Origin of the sequence: Dictyobacter alpinus (genome assembly GCF_003967575.1) — a bacterium.
In the GTDB taxonomy this organism is placed as follows: Bacteria; Chloroflexota; Ktedonobacteria; order Ktedonobacterales; family Ktedonobacteraceae; genus Dictyobacter; species Dictyobacter alpinus.
Genome location: NZ_BIFT01000001.1, coordinates 3,730,322 through 3,751,781 on the forward strand (window position 1 = coordinate 3,730,322; position 21,460 = coordinate 3,751,781).

Consider the following 21,460-nt stretch of genomic DNA (forward strand, 5'->3'; position numbering starts at 1 on the left):
AACAGATCATCGAGCTTTGATTATATAATACATTTGCATATTTTTATGCATTGAAGTATCCAGAGCGTGTATCTGGCACTGCATTGTTGAAAGGGATTTTGTTCTTGTCACGTCAACACGTTGAACATCTGGCTCAAGAGCTGTACTCCTTGAGATCAGAAAGACGCAGGAAAGCAGCAGAGGCACTGCGTCAGCTTGGAGAACCAGGCGAACAGGTCTCGCTCGCGTCGTTTATTCGCATGATGCAGCTTGATACAACACCTCTGCGGGTGGCCGCGGCAGACATTTTGCGTGAGTGGCGTGAATATGTCCCGCTCGAGCCATTGTTCCTGGCGATGCAGGATCCCAATAAACGGGCTCGATCTGCCGCAAAATGGGCACTGGTAGAGGTTGGGGCGTATGCTCCGCAAGAGATCCTACTTTCCCATCTTACCAATACTGATGCAGAGGTGCGCGAAGCCGTCCTCTATGCACTTGGAAAGCGTGCTCCCGTTGCCGTAGTGCTGAAGTCGCTTGATGCTCCAGAGCAAGGACTATGCGCGGCAGCAACCTATCTGATTGGTCTCCTGGGAGAGCACGTGCCTGTCGAGACACTCATCACTATGCTGCAGAGTAGGAAGGCTCATATTCGCGTTGCGGCAGCCAGATTACTCGGGAATGTGGGAGAGCAGCGCATCCCTCTTGAGCCGTTGATCGAGGCGCTGCATGATCCAGAGAAAAGCGTGCGCTTGGAAGCCATCTGGGCACTTGCCAACTCGGGCGAACGGATGCCACAAACCGAGCTACGTGTATTGCTTGATGACACCGATCAATCGATTCAGCGTGAGGCAACGAAAGTGCTGGCCAGTGCTGGTGACCCGGAGGCTCTCTCGATCATTGTGGGCTGGCTGCATGCAGACCATGAATGGGCACGTGAAAATGCGTTAGTCTGGTTAAGGACACCACTTGGTGCTGTGAGCAATGCGATTGTCCGGCGCCTTCCTATTGAAGAATTGCTGCACCTGCTCAAGGATGCGTGGTGGCCGGTAGGATATATGACTGCGGGGATGATTGCGATGTTGGGCGTGGACGCACCATGGGCTGAACTGCTCTCTTTGCTGTCTGATCCCTTGCCTCAGGCATGCAACGCTGCCTTGCATGCCCTGGCACTACTAGGAGCAGAAATCCCTTTGAGTCGGTATATTCCCATCGAATCTGTATTGATTGCTCTGGATGCCGAAGAGAGCGAGACGCGTCGCCAAGCAGCCAAGGTGCTCAGCACTTTCGATATACCTGTGCCGGTAGAGAGGTTGTTGCCCCATCTCGAAGGTGAGAATGGAGAGCTTGCAGGTCTCATCGCCAGACAAGGACGGCAGGAGGGGATAGATATCCTCGTTGCCAATCTTCGTACGAGCTTTCGTGTCGATCATGCCCTTGCAGCTCTCGGAGAATTAGGCGAACAAGCACCTTCAGCGCCTTTGCTGGCTGAACTCCATGCAAGCGATATATCGGTGCGCCAGGGTGTAGCCGCAACACTCTATGAGACCCACCCTGAACTACTTCCACAACTCGTGCCAGAGCTCGTAGAAACGCTCGGCACCGGAAAGGTGGGACCTCTACTGGAGCCATTGCGAGACATTCTGGTCGCGCAGGCTCTGGCCGCGCTACGCAGTCCCCACCCTCATCTGCTCTCGTGGTTTGATCAAGCCCTGGACAGTCCCTCTTGGGAAGTTCGCATGTGGGCTATCATGGGGTCGAGTCAGATGGCACCACATATTCTTGAGATAACCATTGAGAAGCTCCAGCGTTTGCTCGATGACCCGGAATCCGCAAGTGTACGTGAAGCCGCACGCAGGGCGTTTGAAACTATTGCGCTACGCACTGCTACGGATGAGCATCGCGAGTAAGCCACAGGTTGTGAAAAGGTACAGAAAGTGAGGCTTTGAAAAAATTTTTGTGGGTATCGGCAAGAAGGGATGTGTAGAGCGCAATAGCACCTGGTTTTGTGCTCCATTACAAATGGATGATTTTTTCGTGCACTATATATACTCCTGATACCCCAGACCTAGATGTTCCCTGATGGGTATGCTTTTTCGCATATGTATGTCACCCGCGCCAGTTTTTACTGGTTGAGTTCTTCTTCTATCTTTCCCAGTTTTGTCTGGTTTCTTTCCTGCTGGTTGAATCCAATGGCAATGCTTTAGGTAGATGGTTGATCCCATAGAGCGCTTGTGAAGTTCGTTTCTGGTTGCAGAGTTATTTGCATAATGAAGAGCCAGGGAATGTTTCGTAGATCAGCCTCTTGCAAGTTTGTTCCGGTCAGTATGGCGTCGCTTAAATTGGCCTTCCTGAGATCTGCCCGGCTCAAATCGGCCCCACTCAGATCAGTATGGTCTAAGTTGGCGCCGCACAAATTGGCTTGTTTCAGGTCTGCCCCTTGTAAGTTGGCATGGCTTAATTCGATGTCACTTAAGTCTACCAGGCTCAAATGGGACCAGCGCAGATCAGCCATTCTAAAGCTGGCCCCAGATACATCTGCTCCACTCAGTTGTATCTCTATCAGGTTGGCTTGCGACAGGTTGGACATTCTTAAACGAGCACCCCTTAAGTCTGACCCGCTTAAGTCAGCTCGGTACAAATTAGCTCCACTTAAGTTGGCATTTCTCAAATCGGCCTGGTTCAGGTTGGCCTCTGGTAAGTTTGCTCCCTGCAAATTGGCCATGTTCAAATTAATCCAGAACGAATCGATCCTCTCTAGATGAGCACCGCTCAGGTTTACCTCAACCAGCTTCGCTCTGAAGAGGTTGGCTTCATTTAAGTTTGCCTTTCTGAGATTTGCCCAACTCAAGTCAGTTCCGCGTAAGTTGGCTCTACTAAGATCGGCAGTGCTGAAATTGGATTTTGACAGGTCTGCATTGCTAAGATCTGGAATGACTTCAGGATGGTTCATCCTCCATTGATTCCAGGATAGGGCTCCCAGTGTGAGTTGCTCAATATGTGTTTGATTGGCCATCAGGATTCCTCCTCAGGTTTTATAGACCGGCAGTATATTGGTCTACTGGGTTGTATATCTCACGCTATTAGCCATGCGTGCGCGAAGTGCATGAGCCTTGCACGGAAGATGACGGAGATCCAAGATTCGGGAACTATGATACCTATTCCAATTTTGATAGAGAATGCTCGTTTATAATATATTAATGCATATACATATTTTTTTTGTTTTTTGAACCGTAATATCTCTATCAGGGAGTAGAAGACTATGCTTGAGCCGTCAACGCTGACCCATAAACGCTATGCTATCTGTGTCGGAATCAACACCTATGCCCCTTTCTCAGAACTCAACCCATTACATTTTGCCGAACACGATGCTCAAGCTATGAATGAAACGTTAGGCACACTGGGCTTTGAGCAGAATGATCGCGTGCTCTTACTAGGTGAGCAAGCTACGCTGGCAGCGATCAATGAGGCGTTGAATGAGATGACTGATCGGGCCGATGAGAATGACCTGGTGGTCTTCTACTTCGCGGGCTATAGCGTTCCGCTTTATTTCGAGAAAGATGACACGCGTGATGTTTTCCTGGCCACCTATGACTTTGAACCTCAGAAATTAGAGCAGCGACGTTCGCTGCGCACGCGAGACGCTTTGGGTATGGAGCGGTTACAGCGCGAGTATTTCGAGGGCCAGGGATCACGCAAGCGCCTCTTCCTCTTTGATAGTTGCTACAGTGGTGAGTTTGCGGGCTTTCGCTCAGGGGGTGAACAGGCTGTCCAGCAGCCCATGCAGAAGATGCTGGGCAGCAGCAGTACTGGACGCGTTGCCCTGCTTAGTTGCCTGCCCGAACAGGTTGCGGTCGAAACCGCGAAGCATGGCCATGGCTATTTTACCTATTATCTGCTAAAGGCCCTGCAGGGGAAGGCACCGGAAGCGTTGCGACATGATGGCTGTCTGACCGTCAACACCCTGTTAGAGTACCTCTCCTGGCAGTTGCCAGAGACGCAACGTCTAGTGCTTAGCGGCATCGAGCATGACTCCTTTGAGATCGTCTGCTATCCCGATCTAGTCAGGCCAGCATTAGAGCATATGCATGCCTTTGGTACGTCCCGTATCTCTGAAAAAGGGGAGGATGTCCAGGCTATGCTGGCAGATCATACCGATTTGCTCCACGATCGCCTGGAGAGCTTTGTTGGTCGTGAGCAGGAAGTCGCCGAGCTACAACAGCGTATCCGCGACAAGATGCCAACGGGCGGCTATGTCATCATCACGGGTCAGGCAGGACAGGGTAAGAGCAGCATCATGGCTAAACTGGTTGATGCCTATGGTCGAGAACAGGTGCCCTTTCATTTTATCCCCTTCAATCCCGGTCCGGATCACCAGATAGGATTATTGCGTAATCTCATGGCTCATTTGGTCCTGAAATATCAGCTCTCGGAGATGTATGTCTCGGCAGAAAACCGGGCGACGCTGCGCGATTATTTTCCCAATGTATTGCGTGAAGTGGTGGCTAAGGAGGGACAGGAAATCATCTTCATTGATGGCCTGGATCAGATTGAAGAGGACATGAATGGTATGCGCGATCTTTCCTTCTTGCCCACTAATCCTCCGTCAGGTATTGTCTTTGTGCTGGCTACCCGTCCCGATGATACCCTACGCCCCCTGGTCTTATTGAAGCCACATGAGCAGTATCAACTGCCCAATCTGCGACACGAGGACTTTGATCTGATCCTGCAGCATCGCGGTGTGGCCCTTGAGCCTCACCTGGTGGATTGGTTCTACCAGGTGATGGATGAGAATGCATTGTATCTCGACCTGGTTGCCAAAGAACTGTATGATAATCCAGGTCTTTCTCCTCAAGAGCTTATGGTGAATATTGGGAACAATCCAGATAATATTTTTACTCTCGCTATCACTCGCTTCAAACAGCAACCGCTAGCGTGGCGTGAAGTGATTAAGCCTATTCTCGGTATCTTGTTAGCATCTCGAGAGCCGCTAGCAGCGTGGCATATTCAGCACATACTAGGCCTGGATGGGGACCGTTTGCGCGATGGTATCATGCGCTTAGGTGGTCTTTTATGTGAAAACGAGCAACATTGCTATAGCCTGTTCCATTTGAAATTGCAGGAGTATCTGTGCCAGGATGAGCAGCGACCAGAAAAAGATTTTGTGTTTACGAATGATGCGGTAGTGCAGTGGCATGCTATGTTTGTGACGTGGTGTGAGCACGGATCACTTATGCATCTATGGGAAGATACTCAGAATATAGGGGAGCAAGGGCGGCGCAAGTATGCCCGATATCATTATATCGAACACCTTTATGCGGCCCATCAATATGAAAAGATCTTTCAGATGTTTGATGATGGAATCCATGGTAAAGAAAAAGGCAGGTATGATTGTACCAATCGATTGTATATGCAAGATCTTGTTTTCGGACAGCGGGCTGCTATCGATTATGGTAAAGAGATTACTAATGATATTACTGCTCTTCCATTTCTATGGAAATATACATTATTGCGAGGGAGCTTGAGAGTCCGAGCCGATCATTATCCTGAAAGCATTTTTTATGCAATGTTATGTTTGCATCGTGAAAGGGAAGTACTTGGCTTAGTAGAACTCATCAGGGATCATCAGAAGCGTATTACCATAGTAAATTTGCTTGGGTTTCATTATGTGGAAGATTCAAGACAAGCCGAAGGTATGCAAATGTTTCTGTGGGCGATAAGTATTGCTCAACAGATGAAGTATACATCTGATCGTGCACGTGCTTTGAGTTCAATAGCCGAAGCGATGGCGCAGGCCCAGCAGTGGGAGCAAGCGGCAGAAATAGCCTGGCAGGCTATAGTGGTAGCCAGAGAGATTGACTATGCCTATTCTCGTGAAGAAGTTATGATTGGCATGGCAAAGGTGTTGGCGCAGGCGAAGCGGTGGAAACAAATGGTAGTAGTTGTTAGAGAGTTCAAAGGGGCATATGATCGTACAATCTTCTCGTGTCGGATTGCGGAAGCATTGGTGCGGATGCAACAACGCGACCAGGCTGTAGAGCTAGCCAGGCAGGCAGTAGCGATAGCCAGGGGGATCGAGGATGTATCTGCCCGTGCCAGAGCTTTGAGTGCAATAGCAAAGGTGTTCGTGCAGGCGCAACAGTGGGAGCAAGCGGCAACGATAGCAGGACAGGTCACAGCAGTAGCCTGGGAGATTGAGGATGCATCTGTGAGCGCAAAAGTTTTGAGTGAAATAGCAGAAGTGTGGGTGCAGGCTCAGCAGTGGGAGCAAGCAGCCTTGGTAGCTAGACAGGCTGTAGGGATATCAAGAAAGATTGAGGACTTATCTGATCGTGTATACGCTTTATGTAGGATAGTAGAAGTGTATGTGAAAGTTCAGAAATGGGAGCAATCGGCAAAAATAATGAAAAAGGCCATAGATATAGCCAGAGATATTGATGACGAGTATGATTATGTATATGCTTTAAGTGAAATAGCAGAAGTGATGGCGCAGGTGCAGCAATGGGAGCCGGAGGTAGGAATAGCCGGGCAAGCGATAGTAATCATTAGAGAAATCAAGAATGCGCCTGATTGTGCATACGCCTTGCGTGGGATAGCAGCAGCGCTGGCGCGTACGCAGCAATGGGAGCGAGCAGCAGAGGTAGCCAGGGAGATCGAGGATGCATCTGATTATGTAGAAGCTTTAAGTGAAATAGCAGTATTAATGGTGCAGGCCCAGCAATGGGAGCAAGCAATAGAAACGGTTGGGCGGGCGGCGGAGATAGCAAGAGAGATCGAGGACCCATATGCTCGCGCAGAAGCTTTAAGTGAAATAGCAAAAGCGCTGGCGTGTACGCAACAATGGGAGCGAGCAGCAGAGGTAGCCAGAGAGATTGAGGGCGCATTTGCTCGTGCCGAAACCTTTCGTAGGATCGCAGTAGTGATGGTGCAGGCTCAGCAGTGGGAGCAAGCAATAGAGACGGCTGGGCGGGCGGCGGAGCTAGCGAGAGAGATCGAGGACCCATATGCTCGTGCAGAGGCTTTGAATGGAATAGCAGAGGTGCTGGTGCATGTGCAACAGTGGGAGCAAGCAGTAATGGTGATGAACCAGGCAGAAGCGGCAATCATGAGAATGCGTAATGCATCTGGCCATGCAAGAGCCTTGAATGGAATAGCAGAAGCGTTGGTGCACGCGCAACAGTGGGAGCAGGCAACGGAGACAGCTGGTCGGGCGGCAGAGATGGCTAGAAAAATCGAGGATGTATCTGCCCGTATAAATGCTTTGTGTAGGATAGCGGAAGCATTGGTACAAGCGCAGCAGAGGAAGCAAGCAATAACGATAGCTGAGGAGGCAGCAGCAGAAGCTCAAAAGATCAAGGATCCATATAGCTATGTAGAAACTTTGAGTGGAATAGTAAAGGTGTTCGCGCAGGCCCAGCAGTGGGAGCAAGCAGCAACGATAGCAGGGCAGACGAGAGCAGTAGCCTGGACGATCGAGAATACGTCAAATCGAGCAGAAGCTTTGAGTAAAGTTGCGAAAATGTTCGTGCAGGCCCAGCAGTGGAAGCAAGCAACGAGGCTCGCTAAGCAGGCTGCGGATGTCTATAGGGAGACGGATGATTTACATAACCTTCTTAGATCATTACATAAAATAGCAGAAGATATGCTCTGTGAGCAGCAAAGCGACCAGGTAGTAGCGCTAGCCAAGCAGGCAGCAACGGTAGCCAGATGGATTGAGGATGCATCTGATCGGGCATACGCCTTACGTGAAATAGCCGAGATGTTGGCTCGGGCGCAACAGTGGGAGCAAGCAGTTGCGGTAGCTGGGGAGATCAAGAGTGCATTTGATCGTGTATACGCCTTGTGTGGGATAGCAAGGGTATTGGCACAGGCTCAACAATGGGAGCAAGCAGCAGCGATAGCTGGACAGGCTACCGTAGTAGTTGGGGAGATCGAGCGTGTATCTAATCGTGCCAGAGCTTTGAGTGAAATAGCAAAGGTGTTGGTGCGGGCGCGGCAGTGGGAACAAGCAACCGAAATGGTGGGACAGGCTACCGTAGTAGTTGGAGAGATCGAGGATGCATCTCATTGTGCAAGAGCTCTAAGTGGAATAATAGAAGTGTTAGTGCAGACGCAGCAGTGGGAGCAAGCAGCCGAAATGGTGAAACAGGCTACTGTGGTAGTTATGGAGATCGAGTATGTATTTGATCGTGTCAGTGCTTTGGGTGAAATAGCAAAGGTGTTGATGCAGGAGCAGCAGTGGGAACAAGCGGCTGTAATGGTGGAACAGGCTACCGCGGTAGTTAGGGAGATCGAGGATGCATCTGATCGTGCAAGAGCTTTGAGTGGAATAGTAGAAGTGTTGATGCAGGCCCAGCAGTGGGAACAAGCAACCGCCCTGGCCAGGCAAGCTGAAGCAGTAACCTGGGAGATTGAGAGTGCGTCTGCTCGTGTCTATGTTTTGATTGCAATTGCCAAAGCATTCGCACAGATGAACGACCTGCATGCCCTCATCGCATTAATACAGAGAGCTTGGCTGACTGTGGAAACACGGGAATATGCATTTGAGCTTTTCCCACTTGTCCATGGGCTGATTGAAAAAAAACCTCTTTTGGGAATGTCCTTGACTGAAACCTTTGCGCAAGTCGATACTTTTCTTCATACGTATTTGTAGAAAAACAAAGCTGATTTTAACCAATCCCCAGAGCATATGTGGGTGGCCCCCATGAAAGTGAGCTGGCAAGAAGCGTTTCAGCCAGTTCAATCGGCCAGCGCTTTATTCCCTTGCCTAAAAGCACTTCATCTTGTCTTTCTTCCATCAGTATCTTCCCTTCGTCGATGTACATAGCAGAGCTTCTTTGATTATATAATGTATTGTACATATTTTTGTGCATTGAGATACCCAGAGTGTGTATCTGGCACTGCATTGTTGAAAGGGAAATGTTCTTGTCACGTCAACACATTGAACATCTGGCTCAAGAGCTGTACTCCTTGAGATCAGAAAGACGCAGGAAAGCAGCAGAGGCACTGCGTCAGCTTGGAGAACCAGGCGAACAGGTCTCGCTCTCGTCGTTTATTCGCATGATGCAGTTTGATACGACACCTCTGCGGATGGCCGCGGCAGACATTTTGCGTGAGTGGCGTGAATATGTCCCGCTCGAGCCATTGTTCCTGGCGATGCAGGATCCCAACGAGTGGGTTCAATCTGCCGCAAAATGGGCACTGGTAGATGTCGGGGCATATGCTCCGCAGGAGGCCCTGCTTCCGCATCTCACCGATCCTGATGCAGAGGTGCGCGAAGCCGTCCTCTATGCACTTGGGACGCGGGCTCCCGTTGCCATGGTGCTGGAGACGTTAGATGCGCCAGAGCAGGGATTACGCGAGGTGGCGACCTATCTGATTGATCTGATGGGAGCGCAAGTACCTGTTGAGTTGCTCATTACCATGCTACAGAGTGAGGATGCTCAGAGGCGTGCTGCGGCAGTAAGAGTACTTGGGACTTTAGGGGAGCATATCCCTCTTGACCTCTTAATCGAGGCCCTCAACGATACAGAAGAAATGGTCCGGTTGGAAGCCATCCGGGCTCTTGCCCGTTCAGGCAAACGGATGCCACAAACCGAGCTACGCACCTTCCTTGATGACGTCGATCAATCGATTCAGAGGGAAGCGACAAAAGCGCTGGCCAGCGTTGGCGATCCAGAGGCTCTCTCAATCATTGTGGGCTGGCTGCATGCAGACCATGAATGGGCACGTGAAAATGCCCTGGTCTGGTTATGTACACCAATTGCTGATATGGGAAATGCGATTGCTCGACATCTTCCTATTGAAGAATTGCTGCATCTGCTCAAGGATGCGTGGTGGCCGGTAGGATATATGTCAGCCAGGATGATTGCGTCGTTGGGTGAGGACGCACCATGGGTTGGACTGCTCGCTTTGCTGTCTGATCCCTTGTCTCCGGCATGCAATGCTGCATTGCATGCTCTGGCACTACTAGGAGCAGAAATTCCTTTGAGCCAATATATTCCCATCGAACCTGTGTTGATTGTTTTGGATGCCGAAGATAGAGAGATGCGTCGAAAAGCAGCTGAGGTGCTCAACTCTTTCGATGTATCTGTCCCGGTAGAGAGACTATTACTCCACCTTGATAATGAGAATGTAGAGCTTGCAGGTCTCATCGCCAGGCAAGGACGGCAGGAGGGGATAGATATCCTCGTTGCCAATCTTCGTACGAGCTTTCGAGTCGATCATGCTCTTGCAGCTCTCGGAGAATTAGGCGCACAAGCACCCTCAGAGCCTTTGCTTGCTGAACTCCATGCAAGCGATACATCCGTGCGCCAGGGTGTAGCCGTAACCCTCTATGAGACCCACCCTGAACTACTTCCACAACTCGTGCCAGAGCTCGTAGAAACGCTCGGCACCGGAAAGGTGGGACCTCTACTGGAGCCACTGCAAGACATTCAAATCGCGCAGGCTCTTGCCGCGCTACGCAGTACACACCCTCATCTGCTCGCGTGGTTTGATCAAGCCCTGGACAGTCCCTCTTGGGAAGTTCGCATGTGGGCTATCATTGGGTCGGGTCAGATGGCACCACATATTCTTGAGATAACCATTGAGAAGCTCCAGCGTTTGCTTGGTGACCCAGAATCCGCAAGTGTACGTGAAGCCGCACGCGGGGCGCTTGAAACTATTGCGCTACGCACTGCTACGGATGAGCATTGGGAGTAAGCCACAGGTTGTGAAAAGCAACAGAAAGTGAGGTTTTGAAAAACTTTCTGTGGGATCGGCAAGAAGGGATGTGTTGAGCTGGAGGGGCATCAGAGCGGATTCGTTTTACAACTTCCTGAATGGTTGCACGCAGTTACGGCTCATGCTGGTCAACTTGACTTAATGAGGAGTTCCTTCTCGCAGCCTGTAGCGATCCTCTAATCGACTATGGTTTTCCTGACTGAGCATCTACTAGAGCCTGTTCGAGTTCGGCTCGTACTCCAAGCGTATCTGCCCACGCACGGAGATACGCCAGATCGAGATTGGGTTGCTGGTTGCTAATCACGCTGAGAATATCTATCCATTGCCGTTTCGAGCCTCCCATCGCTCTATACCACTTGAGTTTTGCTAAAATAGTATCTTCGGCTGACGACAATCGGATCGGAGGTGTGCCTGCGAAGAGGGACCGAGGTTGAGCTCGTCGCTCCTCTTCCTGCCGGTGAGCCGTCTGAAGGGCATCACATCAATTTTGGTAAAGGATCGTTGGTAAAAAATGTTGAATGCTTGTCCATGCCGAAACGAATCAATCCAGGCGCTGGCATCGATATCATAGTCCTGCGCAAGTAGGCTGGCTAACGCTCGAATCTGGTCCGGGCGAATAGCGAGTATCACATCCACATCCTGGGTTCGGCGCCAGCTCCCATAATACGAACTGGCCACAGATCCGCCTACATAGTAGGGGATACTAAAGCGGTCAAGCGCCTGCAGAAACGGGAGAAGCGCCTCAACGATCTCCCGGAAATTAGATTGCATCCTGCTTTCCTTCCTGCTAGTAGATAGGAGACTGTTCGTCTTCTGGGATGAGACCCGCATCATTCAGGGCTAGCGGAAGCAGATGCCCGGCGTTCAGGGCTTGCGTCCAGTGCGTGAGTTGTGCGATATCCAATTGTGTTCCCTGGACTTTCATCACACCAAGCACGTCGTTCCATTCCGCATCGTTGATCACCCCATCGGAACTCCTGGCGAGTTCTTTGGCACAGCGTGCCAGCTTCCATACCACCATTTCGAGAGCGGAAGCCATGGGGAATGGGGCATAACGGTCATCAATCAGCAAGGACTCAACCCTGGCCTGCATGGCCTCGTCAAAGTCGGGAGCATGAGGAAGAATTACATCGATTTTCATGAGCGTGTCCAAATGGATCAAAGACAGAGAGGTCCCCCCGTGAAATACCTGAGCAATTTCCTCTGGCCCAACAAGATACTGATCCTGGAGAGTCGCAAGTGCTGCGCCCACCGAATGGAAATTGTTTTCCTGCTGGATGAGCACCAGATCAATATCAGACGCACTCTGCTGCATCCCATGGATTGAGCTCGCGATGGAGCCGCCAATGTAGGAGGAGATGCCTCCCTCGTGGAGCGCCTGCATCACTGGGAGAAGTGCCGCTGTTAAATCCACTGGCTGTTCCTGCCACTGAGGTCGAGTGGCAAGTGCATCTTGCACACGCTGACCGATGCGCTGGCCATAGCCAATAGTAATGGCACGGATTGCTTCCCCCTGTATGCCTTGCTCACAATCACGCCCACTCAGCATCCGTTGCGAGAGAGATTGCACCAGGCGAAAACGCCTGGAAACAGGGACCTGACGAATCCGCTCAATCAGCGTGCGTTCGGCTTTAATGCTCGTATCGGGTGATTGCGTTCGCATCTGTGTTTCTCCTTCTTCATAAGAGTGTATTCCTTGCTCTTTCTCGTGTCAATACAAATGATCACTAGTAGACATTCCTCGAATTGCTTCCACAGCTCGTGCCCGAGCTGGTAGAAACGCTCTGTACTGGACAGGTAGGGCTTCTGCTAGAGCCCCTACAAGACATCCTGATTACCCAGGCTCCGGCTGCCTTGCGCACTCCACATCCAATCCTTGTCGCATGGTTTGATCAAGCTCTGAACAATCCTCATTGGGAAGTTCGCATGTGGGCTGTTGTTGGGTCGAATCAGGTAGCACCACAGGTTCTTGAGACAACATTGAGAAAGTCCAGCGTTTGCTCGATGATCCGGAATCTGCGAGGGTGCGTGAAGCCGCACGTCGTGTGCTTGACACTTTTGCACTACGTACTGTTACGGATGAGTATCGGGAGTAGTCTCTTACCCACTTGATTCATTCTTCTCTTCATGGTACAATTCCTTCAATGGAAACGATACCGTATCGTAACCATATTAAGAAGAAAAGGAACAAGCAGAGTGACGACTAAAGAGGAGTTAGGAGCGTCTAAAGGGGGACGTCCGCGCAGTGTGCAATCACAACAGGCGATTCTCGATGCCACACTCACCTTACTGGCAACAGAAGGATTTGAAGCGATGAGTATCGAAGCCATTGCTGCCAGGGCGGGCGTCGGCAAAAAGACCATCTACCGCTGGTGGAGTTCAAAAGAAGCGCTGGTTATCGATGCAATCAAAAATGTGCAACAGACGAAAAATCCAGTGATTGATACAGGATCCTTGCGCAATGATCTCATTGCCCTCTTCAGAAATACATTTCAGACCTGGAGTAACCCTGATGCAAGGCGCCTGTTACTTGAGTTGATCGGGCTGATGGCAACGTATCCTGACGTTTTCCAGGCATACTATGATCAGGTATTCGCATCTCGCCTTCAGCAGGCTCTTCAGGTAATTGAGCGGGCGCAAGCGCAAGGAGAAGTTCGACAGGACCTTGACGCAACTGAGATCATGAGTCTTCTCGCTGGCCCCATCTGGTCCCACCTGCTTTTCAACGCGAACAAGACACTTTCTCCACTCGCCCAACCCGAACGACTCATTGATGCTATCCTCCAGGGGATTGCTGGACAAAACACACGTGAAGAAGGCGGCGGTGTGGATGCTCCTCTGCGAAACACGTAAGGGCAATGAGCAGAGACATCAACATATGATGAAGGCGAGAAACAGAACAGATAACGGAAAGGAACATCCTATGACTCAGAAACGTGTCCCCGTTTTGATTGTAGGCGCTGGAGGAGCGGGCTTATCCCTCTCACTTCTCCTCCTCCAACAGGGGATTCACCCGCTATTGATCGAGCGGCGCACCGAGATCTCGATCTACCCGCGCGCGCGTAACCTCAATTTTCGCACCCTGGAAGTGTTACGTAGTCTGGGATTGGCCGCAGAGGTTCGCGGGGCTGGCACAAGAATCTCGCAGGTCGTCTTCAAAGAGACCCTTGCCTCCAAGCCTGAGCAGATACTCGATCCAACCACGCTCATGCACCATGAAGAGGCTCTCAGCCCAGACCCATTCGGATGGCATTGTCCACAAAGTCGGCTTGAACCACTCCTGTGGGCATCAGCGAAGCAACGTGGCGGTGATGTGCGTTACAGCACACAACTCATTTCTTTCATACAAGATGACAGCGGCGTGACTGCAACACTTGAAGACCGCACGACCGGAAGACAGTATGTCATCCAATCAGACTATCTCGTTGCTGCTGATGGTGCTCATAGTCACATTCGCGAGGCACTCGCCATCCCAACGCAAGGGGTTGGAGTGCTTCCCGAGCACTTTATCTTCGTCTACTTCCGTGCTCCCTGGCAAGAACTGATTGCAGGCCGCGAAGCTGACGGGTTTATGATCAAGAACGCTGATGTCGAGGGCATTTTCCTGGTCGCTAAAGGTGATCTCGGCATGTTTCTGATTACATATCGGCCCGCACTTGGAGAATCCTTTCAGGACTTTACCTCCGAACATTGTAATGAGTTGGTCCAGAAGGCGATTGGAAAACCGGAGATGGAGGTCTCGATAGTGGACATTGCCTCCTGGCAGCCTGCTGAGAGCGTCGCTTCGCAATTCCAGCAAGGGCGCGTCTTCCTGGTTGGTGATGCTGCTCATACCATGCCTGCTTACAAGGGACTTGGCGTCAACACCGCTATTCAGAGTGCACAGAATCTGGGCTGGAAACTGGCCGCGGTTATCCATGGACAAGCAGCTCCCCAACTGCTGAGAACCTACCAGCAGGAGCGGCATCCCGTTGGATGGTTTGCAGCCAGACAGTCACTCACTGGTCCAGGCGCGGCCTGGCTACCGAAGGGAACAAAGAGTGAACACCTACCTTTGGAGAAAGACCTTCCGCTCTTTTATCCCATTGTTGGCTACCGCTATCGCTCCCAAGCGATTCTCTCAGAAGATGCTGCCGTATCGTCGCAGGATGAGATCGTGCTTCTGGACCGCGAGGAACTCACCGGGCTTCCTGGCACACGTGTCCCGCATCTGTGGTTGCAACAGCAGGGACAACGCATCTCCACACTGGACTTGCTTGATGGCCGCTTTGTCTTGCTCGTCGGCTCCAATGGAGCCTTCTGGTGCGAAGCGGCGGCGGCAGTCAAAGTATCCCTGGGAATCGACTTGATGGCCTACCGCATCGGGCCCGATGCCGACTTGCCCGACCTAGAAAATGGTTGGACAGCTAAGATGGGCGTCTCGCCTGAGGGAGCAGTGCTGGTTCGACCTGATGGCTTTGTAGCATGGCACAGCAGGACCTTCACAGCCAGCGCTGAGTCTGTGCTTGAGCAGGTATTTTCGCATATTTTGGGCCGGTCTACCACCCTGTCCTAACGTCAGGTGGAGAGGGCAGACGAGGAAATGGAGAGGATAAACCGAATTACGTCCCTTTTCGATGGGGGGTCCAGTCTTTCGAGTTTCCGTCCTCCATTTTTCTGGCTCAAGACCACATCTCAAAAAACATATTGTGGTGCAGACAACCAATTCCAACCATGGACTGCCCATCTCTCACAATCTGTTGCAGGAGGTAGTGTTGGACGCGCCCAACCAAGCCTGGGTAGCTGATTTGTGTATCTGGCCACGATTCTAGATGCCTTCTCACGTCTGTGGGTAGGCACTGGAACGTGTCAATCGCTCTCGATGCCCAATTGCCCTGGATGCCTTAAATGGGGCGCTGGGCCAGCGCCCTATTCGTGCGAGTTTGATCCACCACTCTGATCATGGGGTGCCGTATGCGAGTCTGGCCTACACGCGCCGTTTATATGCACAAACACTGGTGACCCAAAATGTTCTTAGCTAGCTGTCTGGTCAAAGAGGTTCAGTCCAGGTTGTTTATTAATTTATTTATAGGAACTGGGCAGAACTAGCTTAATTTATCTGTGTATTCCTAGACAATAAAGTCTGAAAGAAAGCATTGTTCCTTATGTTCTTCCAAGCGGTATCGCTAATTGCCCAGTTAATAAGCTTTGCGTCTTGCTTTATTGACATTTCAAGGTAATTTAATGCTGTTGCTGTGTGCCCGCTTATGGCTTCTAAGCCTGCTAAGCCATATAGCACTTGAGCTTTGCTATCTTCTTCCTCTATTGACAAAAGCACACGTTTAGCGTCATCAATATAAGCTTGTGCTTGAGAAAGACCTTTCCATCTACAAATACTAACAGCAAGGTTATATATTAATGTATAATTTTCTCTCTCTTCGCTGTTTTTTGCGTATCTTAGGCCTTTTTTATAACATTCTACTGCTCTATTGTAAAATTCAAAATAGCTTAAGGTAAGGCCTTTATTATTGTATACCCTTGTTACTAAATCGATATCAATATCAGGTTTTGATAGATGATTTATTATATATAGGGTTTTATCGAAGTCTTCTAAAGCTTTATGATAATTTTTTGTCTCTTTGAAAAAATCCCCACGGCTGTTATACCAGCGTGGATCAGCAGGATCGAGCTCGATGGCTTTGTTGAAGTCGGCGAGTGCAGCTTGGAAGTCCTTACATTCTTGATAGAGATCTCCACGATTGCTATACCAGCGTGAACTAGTAGGATCAAGCTCGATGGCTTTGTTGAAGTCGGTGAGTGCAGCCTGGAAATCTTTGCGGTCTTGATAGAAGAGAGCGCGGCCGTTATACCAGTGTGGATCAGCAGGATCAAGCTCGATGGCTTTCGTGAAGTCGGCGAGTGTAGCCTGGAAATCTTTGCAGTCTTGATAGAAGAGAGCGCGGCCGTTATACCAGTGTGGATCAGCAGGATCGAGCTCGATGGCTTTGTTGAAGTCGGTGAGTGCAGCCTGGAAATCTTTCTGTGCTTGGTAGACGAAAGCGCGGTTATTATACCAGCGTGGATCAGCAGGATCGAGCTCGATGGCTTTGTTGAAGTCGGTGAGTGCAGCCTGGAAATCTTTGCGGTCTTGATAGAGATCTCCACGATTGCTATACCAGCGTGAACTAGTAGGATCGAGCTCGATGGCTTTGTTGAAGTCGGTGAGTGCAGCCTGGAAATCTTTGCGGTCTTGATAGAAGAGAGCGCGGCCGTTATACCAGTGTGGATCAGCAGGATCAAGCTCGATGGCTTTCGTGAAGTCGGCGAGTGTAGCCTGGAAATCTTTGCAGTCTTGATAGAAGAGAGCGCGGCCGTTATACCAGTGTGGATCAGCAGGATCGAGCTCGATGGCTTTGTTGAAGTCGGTGAGTGCAGCCTGGAAATCTTTCTGTGCTTGGTAGACGAAAGCGCGGTTATTATACCAGCGTGGATCAGCAGGATCGAGCTCGATGGCTTTGTTGAAGTCGGTGAGTGCAGCCTGGAAATCTTTGCGGTCTTGATAGAGATCTCCACGATTGCTATACCAGCGTGAACTAGTAGGATCGAGCTCGATGGCTTTGTTGAAGTCGGTGAGTGCAGCCTGGAAATCTTTGCGGTCTTGATAGAAGAGAGCGCGGCCGTTATACCAGTGTGGATTCGTAGGATCAAGCTCAATGGCTTTCGTGAAGTCGGCGAGTGCAGCCTGGAAATCTTTGCGTTGGTAAAGATCTCCACGACTGTTATACCAGCGTGGATTCGTAGGATCAAGCTCAATGGCTTTCGTAAAGTCAGCGAGTGCAGCCTGGAAATCTTTCTGTGCTTGGTAGACGAAAGCGCGGTTATTATACCAGCGTGGATTTGTAGGATCGAGCTCGATAGCTTTGTTGAAGTCGGCGAGTGCAGCCTGGAAATCTTTGCGGCCTTGAGAAAAGAGACCTCGGCTGTTATACCCGCTTGGATCAGCAGGATCGAGCTTGATGGCTTTGTTGAAGTCGGCGAGTGCAGCCTGGAAATCTTTACAGTCTTGGTAATAGAGACCTCTAAAAATATAGTTGCTTGGATCAGTGGGATCGAGATCGATAGCTTCCGTGAAGTCGGTGAGTGCAGCCTGGAAATCTTTGCGGTCTTGATAGAAGAGAGCGCGGCTGTTATACCAACGTGGATCAGCAGGATCGAGCTCGATGGCTTTGTTGAAGTCGGCGAGTGTAGCTTGGAAGTCCTTACATTCTTTATAGAGATCTCCACGATTGCTATACCAGCGTGAACTAGTAGGATCGAGATCGATAGCTTTCGTGAAGTCGGTGAGTGCAGCCTGGAAATCTTTGCGGTCTTGATAGAAGAGAGCGCGGCTGTTATACCAACGTGGATCAGCAGGATCGAGCTCAATGGCTTTCGTGAAGTCGGTGAGTGCAGCCTGGAAGTTCTGGCGGCTTTGGTAAAAATCTCCGCGGTTACTATACCAGTTTGGGTCAGCAGGATCGAGCTCGATGGCTTTGTTGAAGTCGGCGAGTGCAGCCTGGAAGTCTTGGAACTCTCGATGAATACCTCCACGGTTGCTATACCAGCGTGGATCAGCAGGATCGAGCTCAATGGCTTTGTTGATGTCAGCGAACGCACTCTGGAAATCCTTACGGTTTTTGTGGACAAGACCGCGGTTGCTATAGAAGCCAGGATTGGCAGGATCGAGATCGATGGCTTTAGTAAAATCTGCGAACGCACTCTGGAAATCCTTACGGTTTTTGTGGACAAGACCGCGGTTGCTATAGAAGCCAGGATTGGCAGAAACAAGCTTAATAGCTTTAGTGAAGTCGGCGAGTGCAGCCTGGAAATCTTTGCGAGCTTGATAGAAGAGACCTCGGCTGTTATACCCGTGCGGATCAGCAGGATTAAGCTCGATAGCTTTCGTGAAGTCGACGAGTGCAGCCTGGAAATTTTTACATTCTTGGTAGCAGAGACCTCTAAAAATATATCTGTTTAGATTAGCAGGGTCGAGATCGATAGCTTTCGTGAAGTCAGCGAGTGCAGCCTGGAAGTCTTTGCAGTCTTGATAGCAGAGACCTCGGCCGTTATACCAACGTGGATCAGTAGGATCGAGCTCAATGGCTTTGTTGAAGTCGGCGAGCGCAGCCTGGAAATCTTCGCGGTCTTGGTAGAAGAGACCGCGATTGTTATACCAACGTGGATCAGTAGGATTAAGCTCGATAGCTTTCGTGAAGTTAGCGAGCGTATCTTGGAAGTTTCTGAGCTTTTTATGAAAGAGACCTCTAAAAATATAGCTGCTTGGATCAGTGGGATCGAGATCAATAGCTTTCGTGAAGTCGGTGAGCGCAGCCTGGAAGTCTTTGCGGTCTTGATAGCAGAGGCCTCTAGAAATATAGTTGCTTGGAGCAGCAGGATCGAGATCAATAGCTTTCGTGAAGTTGACGAGTGCAGCCTGAAAGTCTCGGCGCTCTTGATAAAGATCTCCACGGTGGTTATACCAGCGCGAATTATCTGGATCGAGATTGATAGCTTTCGTGAAGTCAGCGAGTGCAGCCTGGAAGTCCTTACATTCTTTATAGAGATCTCCACGATTGCTATACCAGCGTGAACTAGTAGGATCAAGCTCAATGGCTTTCGTAAAGTCAGCGAGTGCAGCCTGGAAGTCCCGGCGATCTTGGTAAAGATCCCCACGATTGTTATACCAGCGTGGATTATCAGGATTAATATCAATAGCTTTAGTGAAGTCAGCAAGAGCAGCTTGAAAGTCATTGCGTCGTTGATAAAAAATTGCGCGACCATTATAGTTTTTATCATTAAGTACATCGAGATCAATAGCTTTATTGAAGTTAGTGAGCGCTGATTGATAATCTTTTATGTTATTATACATGTATGCAAGATCGGTATAAAGTTGAGATAGTATATGATGTTTTACGAAATCTTTGTTACTAAGCTTTGCTATTAGTTCATTGATATTTTTGATTTGATTTTTCTTGCTTGCTTTGCGAGAAAGATAATCCATGCATAATGTAATTATTTGTTTTGCATCTGGTGTAATGTACATATTAAAATTATGAGTTTCTAACTGGCTTAATAGCTTAATGACCTCTTGTTTATATTGGCTTGTTTTGCTTATCTGTAATATATAACTAATAGCCTTGATATAACTGTTCTGGTCAGACAGCAATAAAAGCTGATTTATAAATGCTAGGATAAGTTCTCTGGTTTCTGATTTGGAAAAATTAATTTCTTCATCTTCGAATATCATTTCATTTAATTTTTTTTCATAATATTTTGCTATTAATATTCTTGTTGAATAGTACTCTGCAGTAGATGATTGGTAAATTATCTTTATGAACATATTTTGGACAATTTCATGATAACTATGTTTTCCCTCATTAAGAGTGATACGTACGAAAGGCAGTTTAGTGAGCCAGCGGTAGAGTAATTCTTTCTCATCATGGTTATTTGAAACATAAGGGAAAATATCTAAATCATCTTGATTAAAAGCTTTAGTAAGTAAAGCTATATCAAGTGCCAATTTTCTTTTAATTTTTTCACTTTCTGGTATCCCGATCAAAAAATTATCTACTACTCCTGCTGTTGGATCGATAGTTACCTGTATATTGGAAGTTAGCAGACCTAGATAAAGAGGTAAGCCTCTAGATTCTTGCCAGATAGTTTCTATGTGAGATGAGTCTGAGATTCCCTTACTAAGTAAATATTGTATTGTTTCTTCCTTGGTAAAACTTTCTAAGTTTATTTGATATACATGACCATTGTTTATATAAGATAACCATTTTTTTGAATCTTCTATATGGGCTCTTTCTACCGAGGTTCTACCTGCAGTTATTAGAACAATATTTGTACTGATATCCATCTCTAAAAAACAATTTAGGAGCCACGGGGAAACTTCAGATGCTAATTGTTCATAAGCGTCGAAAATGAGAAAAAGTCGTTTTTTTCGTCTTTTTTTATCAAGCCCTGTAGTCACTTGATTCTCTACTAATTCATTTAAGTCTATTACAAATGCTTTTGTTAGATCCTTTATTGAATCTTCTAATCTTTTAATGTCTTTAAGCTGTTGCTGATAATGAATCTCATCTACCACATATCCAGTTGCAAGGCCTAACACTCCAACTCCTTGCTCTAACATATTACCTACGCCTGGAACATTTTTTGCTACTAAGCCAGTAACATCAGTTGCAGCTTTTCGTAAAGTCGCTTCATGAAGTGTGTTTCTCTCATTTTGTAATTTTCGTAAAGCATCCTTATAATGAGTGAGAGCATGCTCAAATTCCCCATTAATATTTAATTGTTCTACAAATCTTTCCATGATACTAACAATTGTTGTTTGTTGCTTATCTACCAAACAAACTACACAATAATCTTTAAATTCGTCTTTTTGTGTGAGCTCTCTAAATTTATCTGTTAATGTTGACTTGCCAACACCCCCTTGCCCTGATATAGATATTACATTATGAGAGGGATCCTCTGGCTTAAGAATATATTGAGAGAAAAATTCCATTTCATTTTGTCGTCCAATAAAAGTTCCGGCAACTTTAGGTTGCGCTTGAGCATGTTTAGAATTGGGGTTTTTCACAAATGGCATTTTGTATTAACCTCTGCAGATTTATTAAGCAAACAATAATCTTAGAATACTTTTAATGACGAATACTTATTTTAATGTAGAATTAAATAAATATCAACATGGAGTCAGCATATAGGTTTTAATCAATAGTACTTTTAAGTGGTTTTGATA

At 48.6% G+C, this 21,460-nt stretch carries 11 protein-coding genes; 5 read left to right on the forward strand and 6 right to left on the reverse strand.

Going from position 1 to position 21,460, the window contains the following annotated elements; genetic code table 11:
- The first annotated feature begins 104 nt into the window (after nt 1-104).
- Entirely contained in the window at nt 105-1,886 is a 1,782-nt protein-coding gene (locus tag EL633_RS14805) for a HEAT repeat domain-containing protein (RefSeq protein ID WP_126627920.1), read from the forward strand.
- Between the two features lie 293 nt (nt 1,887-2,179).
- Here the strand turns inward: EL633_RS14805 and EL633_RS14810 are convergent, their stop codons facing one another.
- A complete protein-coding gene (locus EL633_RS14810) occupies nt 2,180-2,992 on the reverse strand; it encodes a pentapeptide repeat-containing protein (RefSeq protein WP_126627921.1) in 813 nt (270 codons plus the stop codon).
- Nucleotides 2,993-3,238: 246 nt separating this feature from the next.
- Between EL633_RS14810 and EL633_RS14815 the strand changes: the two genes are divergently transcribed.
- The gene (locus EL633_RS14815; protein WP_126627922.1) at nt 3,239-8,629 is read left to right on the forward strand and encodes a caspase family protein; all 5,391 of its coding nucleotides are present in this window, start codon (nt 3,239-3,241) and stop codon (nt 8,627-8,629) included.
- 16 nt (nt 8,630-8,645) lie between these two features.
- Here the strand turns inward: EL633_RS14815 and EL633_RS36545 are convergent, their stop codons facing one another.
- Nucleotides 8,646-8,801 (reverse strand): hypothetical protein, encoded by a 156-nt coding sequence (locus EL633_RS36545; RefSeq protein WP_161982154.1) that lies wholly within the window; start codon nt 8,799-8,801, stop codon nt 8,646-8,648.
- 100 nt (nt 8,802-8,901) lie between these two features.
- Here EL633_RS36545 and EL633_RS14820 point away from each other — a divergent pair, with 100 nt between their 5' ends.
- Nucleotides 8,902-10,680, forward strand: coding sequence for a HEAT repeat domain-containing protein (locus EL633_RS14820; RefSeq protein ID WP_161982155.1), 1,779 nt, complete (start codon nt 8,902-8,904; stop codon nt 10,678-10,680).
- Between the two features lie 205 nt (nt 10,681-10,885).
- Here EL633_RS14820 and EL633_RS36550 read toward each other — a convergent pair whose 3' ends face one another.
- From EL633_RS36550 to EL633_RS14830, 3 genes are read right to left on the reverse strand one after another with little or no spacing between them, the layout of a single operon-like run.
- Nucleotides 10,886-11,044: a hypothetical protein gene (locus EL633_RS36550; protein WP_161982156.1), complete on the reverse strand. Its 159-nt coding sequence runs from the start codon at nt 11,042-11,044 to the stop codon at nt 10,886-10,888.
- A gap of 23 nt (nt 11,045-11,067) precedes the next feature.
- On the reverse strand, nt 11,068-11,472 hold the full coding sequence (locus tag EL633_RS14825) for a hypothetical protein (protein WP_126627924.1): 405 nt from the start codon (nt 11,470-11,472) through the stop codon (nt 11,068-11,070).
- Nucleotides 11,473-11,488: 16 nt separating this feature from the next.
- Nucleotides 11,489-12,364: a hypothetical protein gene (locus EL633_RS14830; RefSeq protein ID WP_126627925.1), complete on the reverse strand. Its 876-nt coding sequence runs from the start codon at nt 12,362-12,364 to the stop codon at nt 11,489-11,491.
- Nucleotides 12,365-12,897: 533 nt separating this feature from the next.
- On the opposite strand from EL633_RS14830, the gene EL633_RS14835 reads away from it, so the two are divergent.
- Together EL633_RS14835 and EL633_RS14840 are read left to right on the forward strand one after the other, a co-directional pair.
- Nucleotides 12,898-13,554, forward strand: a complete 657-nt coding sequence (locus tag EL633_RS14835) for a TetR/AcrR family transcriptional regulator (RefSeq protein ID WP_161982157.1) — start codon at nt 12,898-12,900, stop codon at nt 13,552-13,554.
- 70 nt (nt 13,555-13,624) lie between these two features.
- Nucleotides 13,625-15,256, forward strand: coding sequence for an FAD-dependent monooxygenase (locus EL633_RS14840; RefSeq protein ID WP_126627927.1), 1,632 nt, complete (start codon nt 13,625-13,627; stop codon nt 15,254-15,256).
- A 534-nt stretch (nt 15,257-15,790) separates the two neighbouring features.
- Here the strand turns inward: EL633_RS14840 and EL633_RS14845 are convergent.
- Nucleotides 15,791-21,310 carry a tetratricopeptide repeat protein gene (locus EL633_RS14845; RefSeq protein WP_126627928.1) on the reverse strand — a complete coding sequence of 1,840 codons (5,520 nt, stop codon included), beginning with the start codon at nt 21,308-21,310 and terminating at the stop codon, nt 15,791-15,793.
- Nucleotides 21,311-21,460 lie beyond the last annotated feature (150 nt).

Bases quoted from the DNA above. Each gene is read 5' to 3' on its own strand.
- EL633_RS14810 (WP_126627921.1), bottom strand. From the start codon at position 2,992: ATGGCCAATCAAACACATATTGAGCAACTCACACTGGGAGCCCTATCC.
- EL633_RS14815 (WP_126627922.1), top strand. From the start codon at position 3,239: ATGCTTGAGCCGTCAACGCTGACCCATAAACGCTATGCTATCTGTGTC.
- EL633_RS36545 (WP_161982154.1), bottom strand. From the start codon at position 8,801: ATGTACATCGACGAAGGGAAGATACTGATGGAAGAAAGACAAGATGAA.
- EL633_RS36550 (WP_161982156.1), bottom strand. From the start codon at position 11,044: ATGGGAGGCTCGAAACGGCAATGGATAGATATTCTCAGCGTGATTAGC.
- EL633_RS14825 (WP_126627924.1), bottom strand. From the start codon at position 11,472: ATGCAATCTAATTTCCGGGAGATCGTTGAGGCGCTTCTCCCGTTTCTG.
- EL633_RS14830 (WP_126627925.1), bottom strand. From the start codon at position 12,364: ATGCGAACGCAATCACCCGATACGAGCATTAAAGCCGAACGCACGCTG.
- EL633_RS14840 (WP_126627927.1), top strand. From the start codon at position 13,625: ATGACTCAGAAACGTGTCCCCGTTTTGATTGTAGGCGCTGGAGGAGCG.
- EL633_RS14845 (WP_126627928.1), bottom strand. From the start codon at position 21,310: ATGCCATTTGTGAAAAACCCCAATTCTAAACATGCTCAAGCGCAACCT.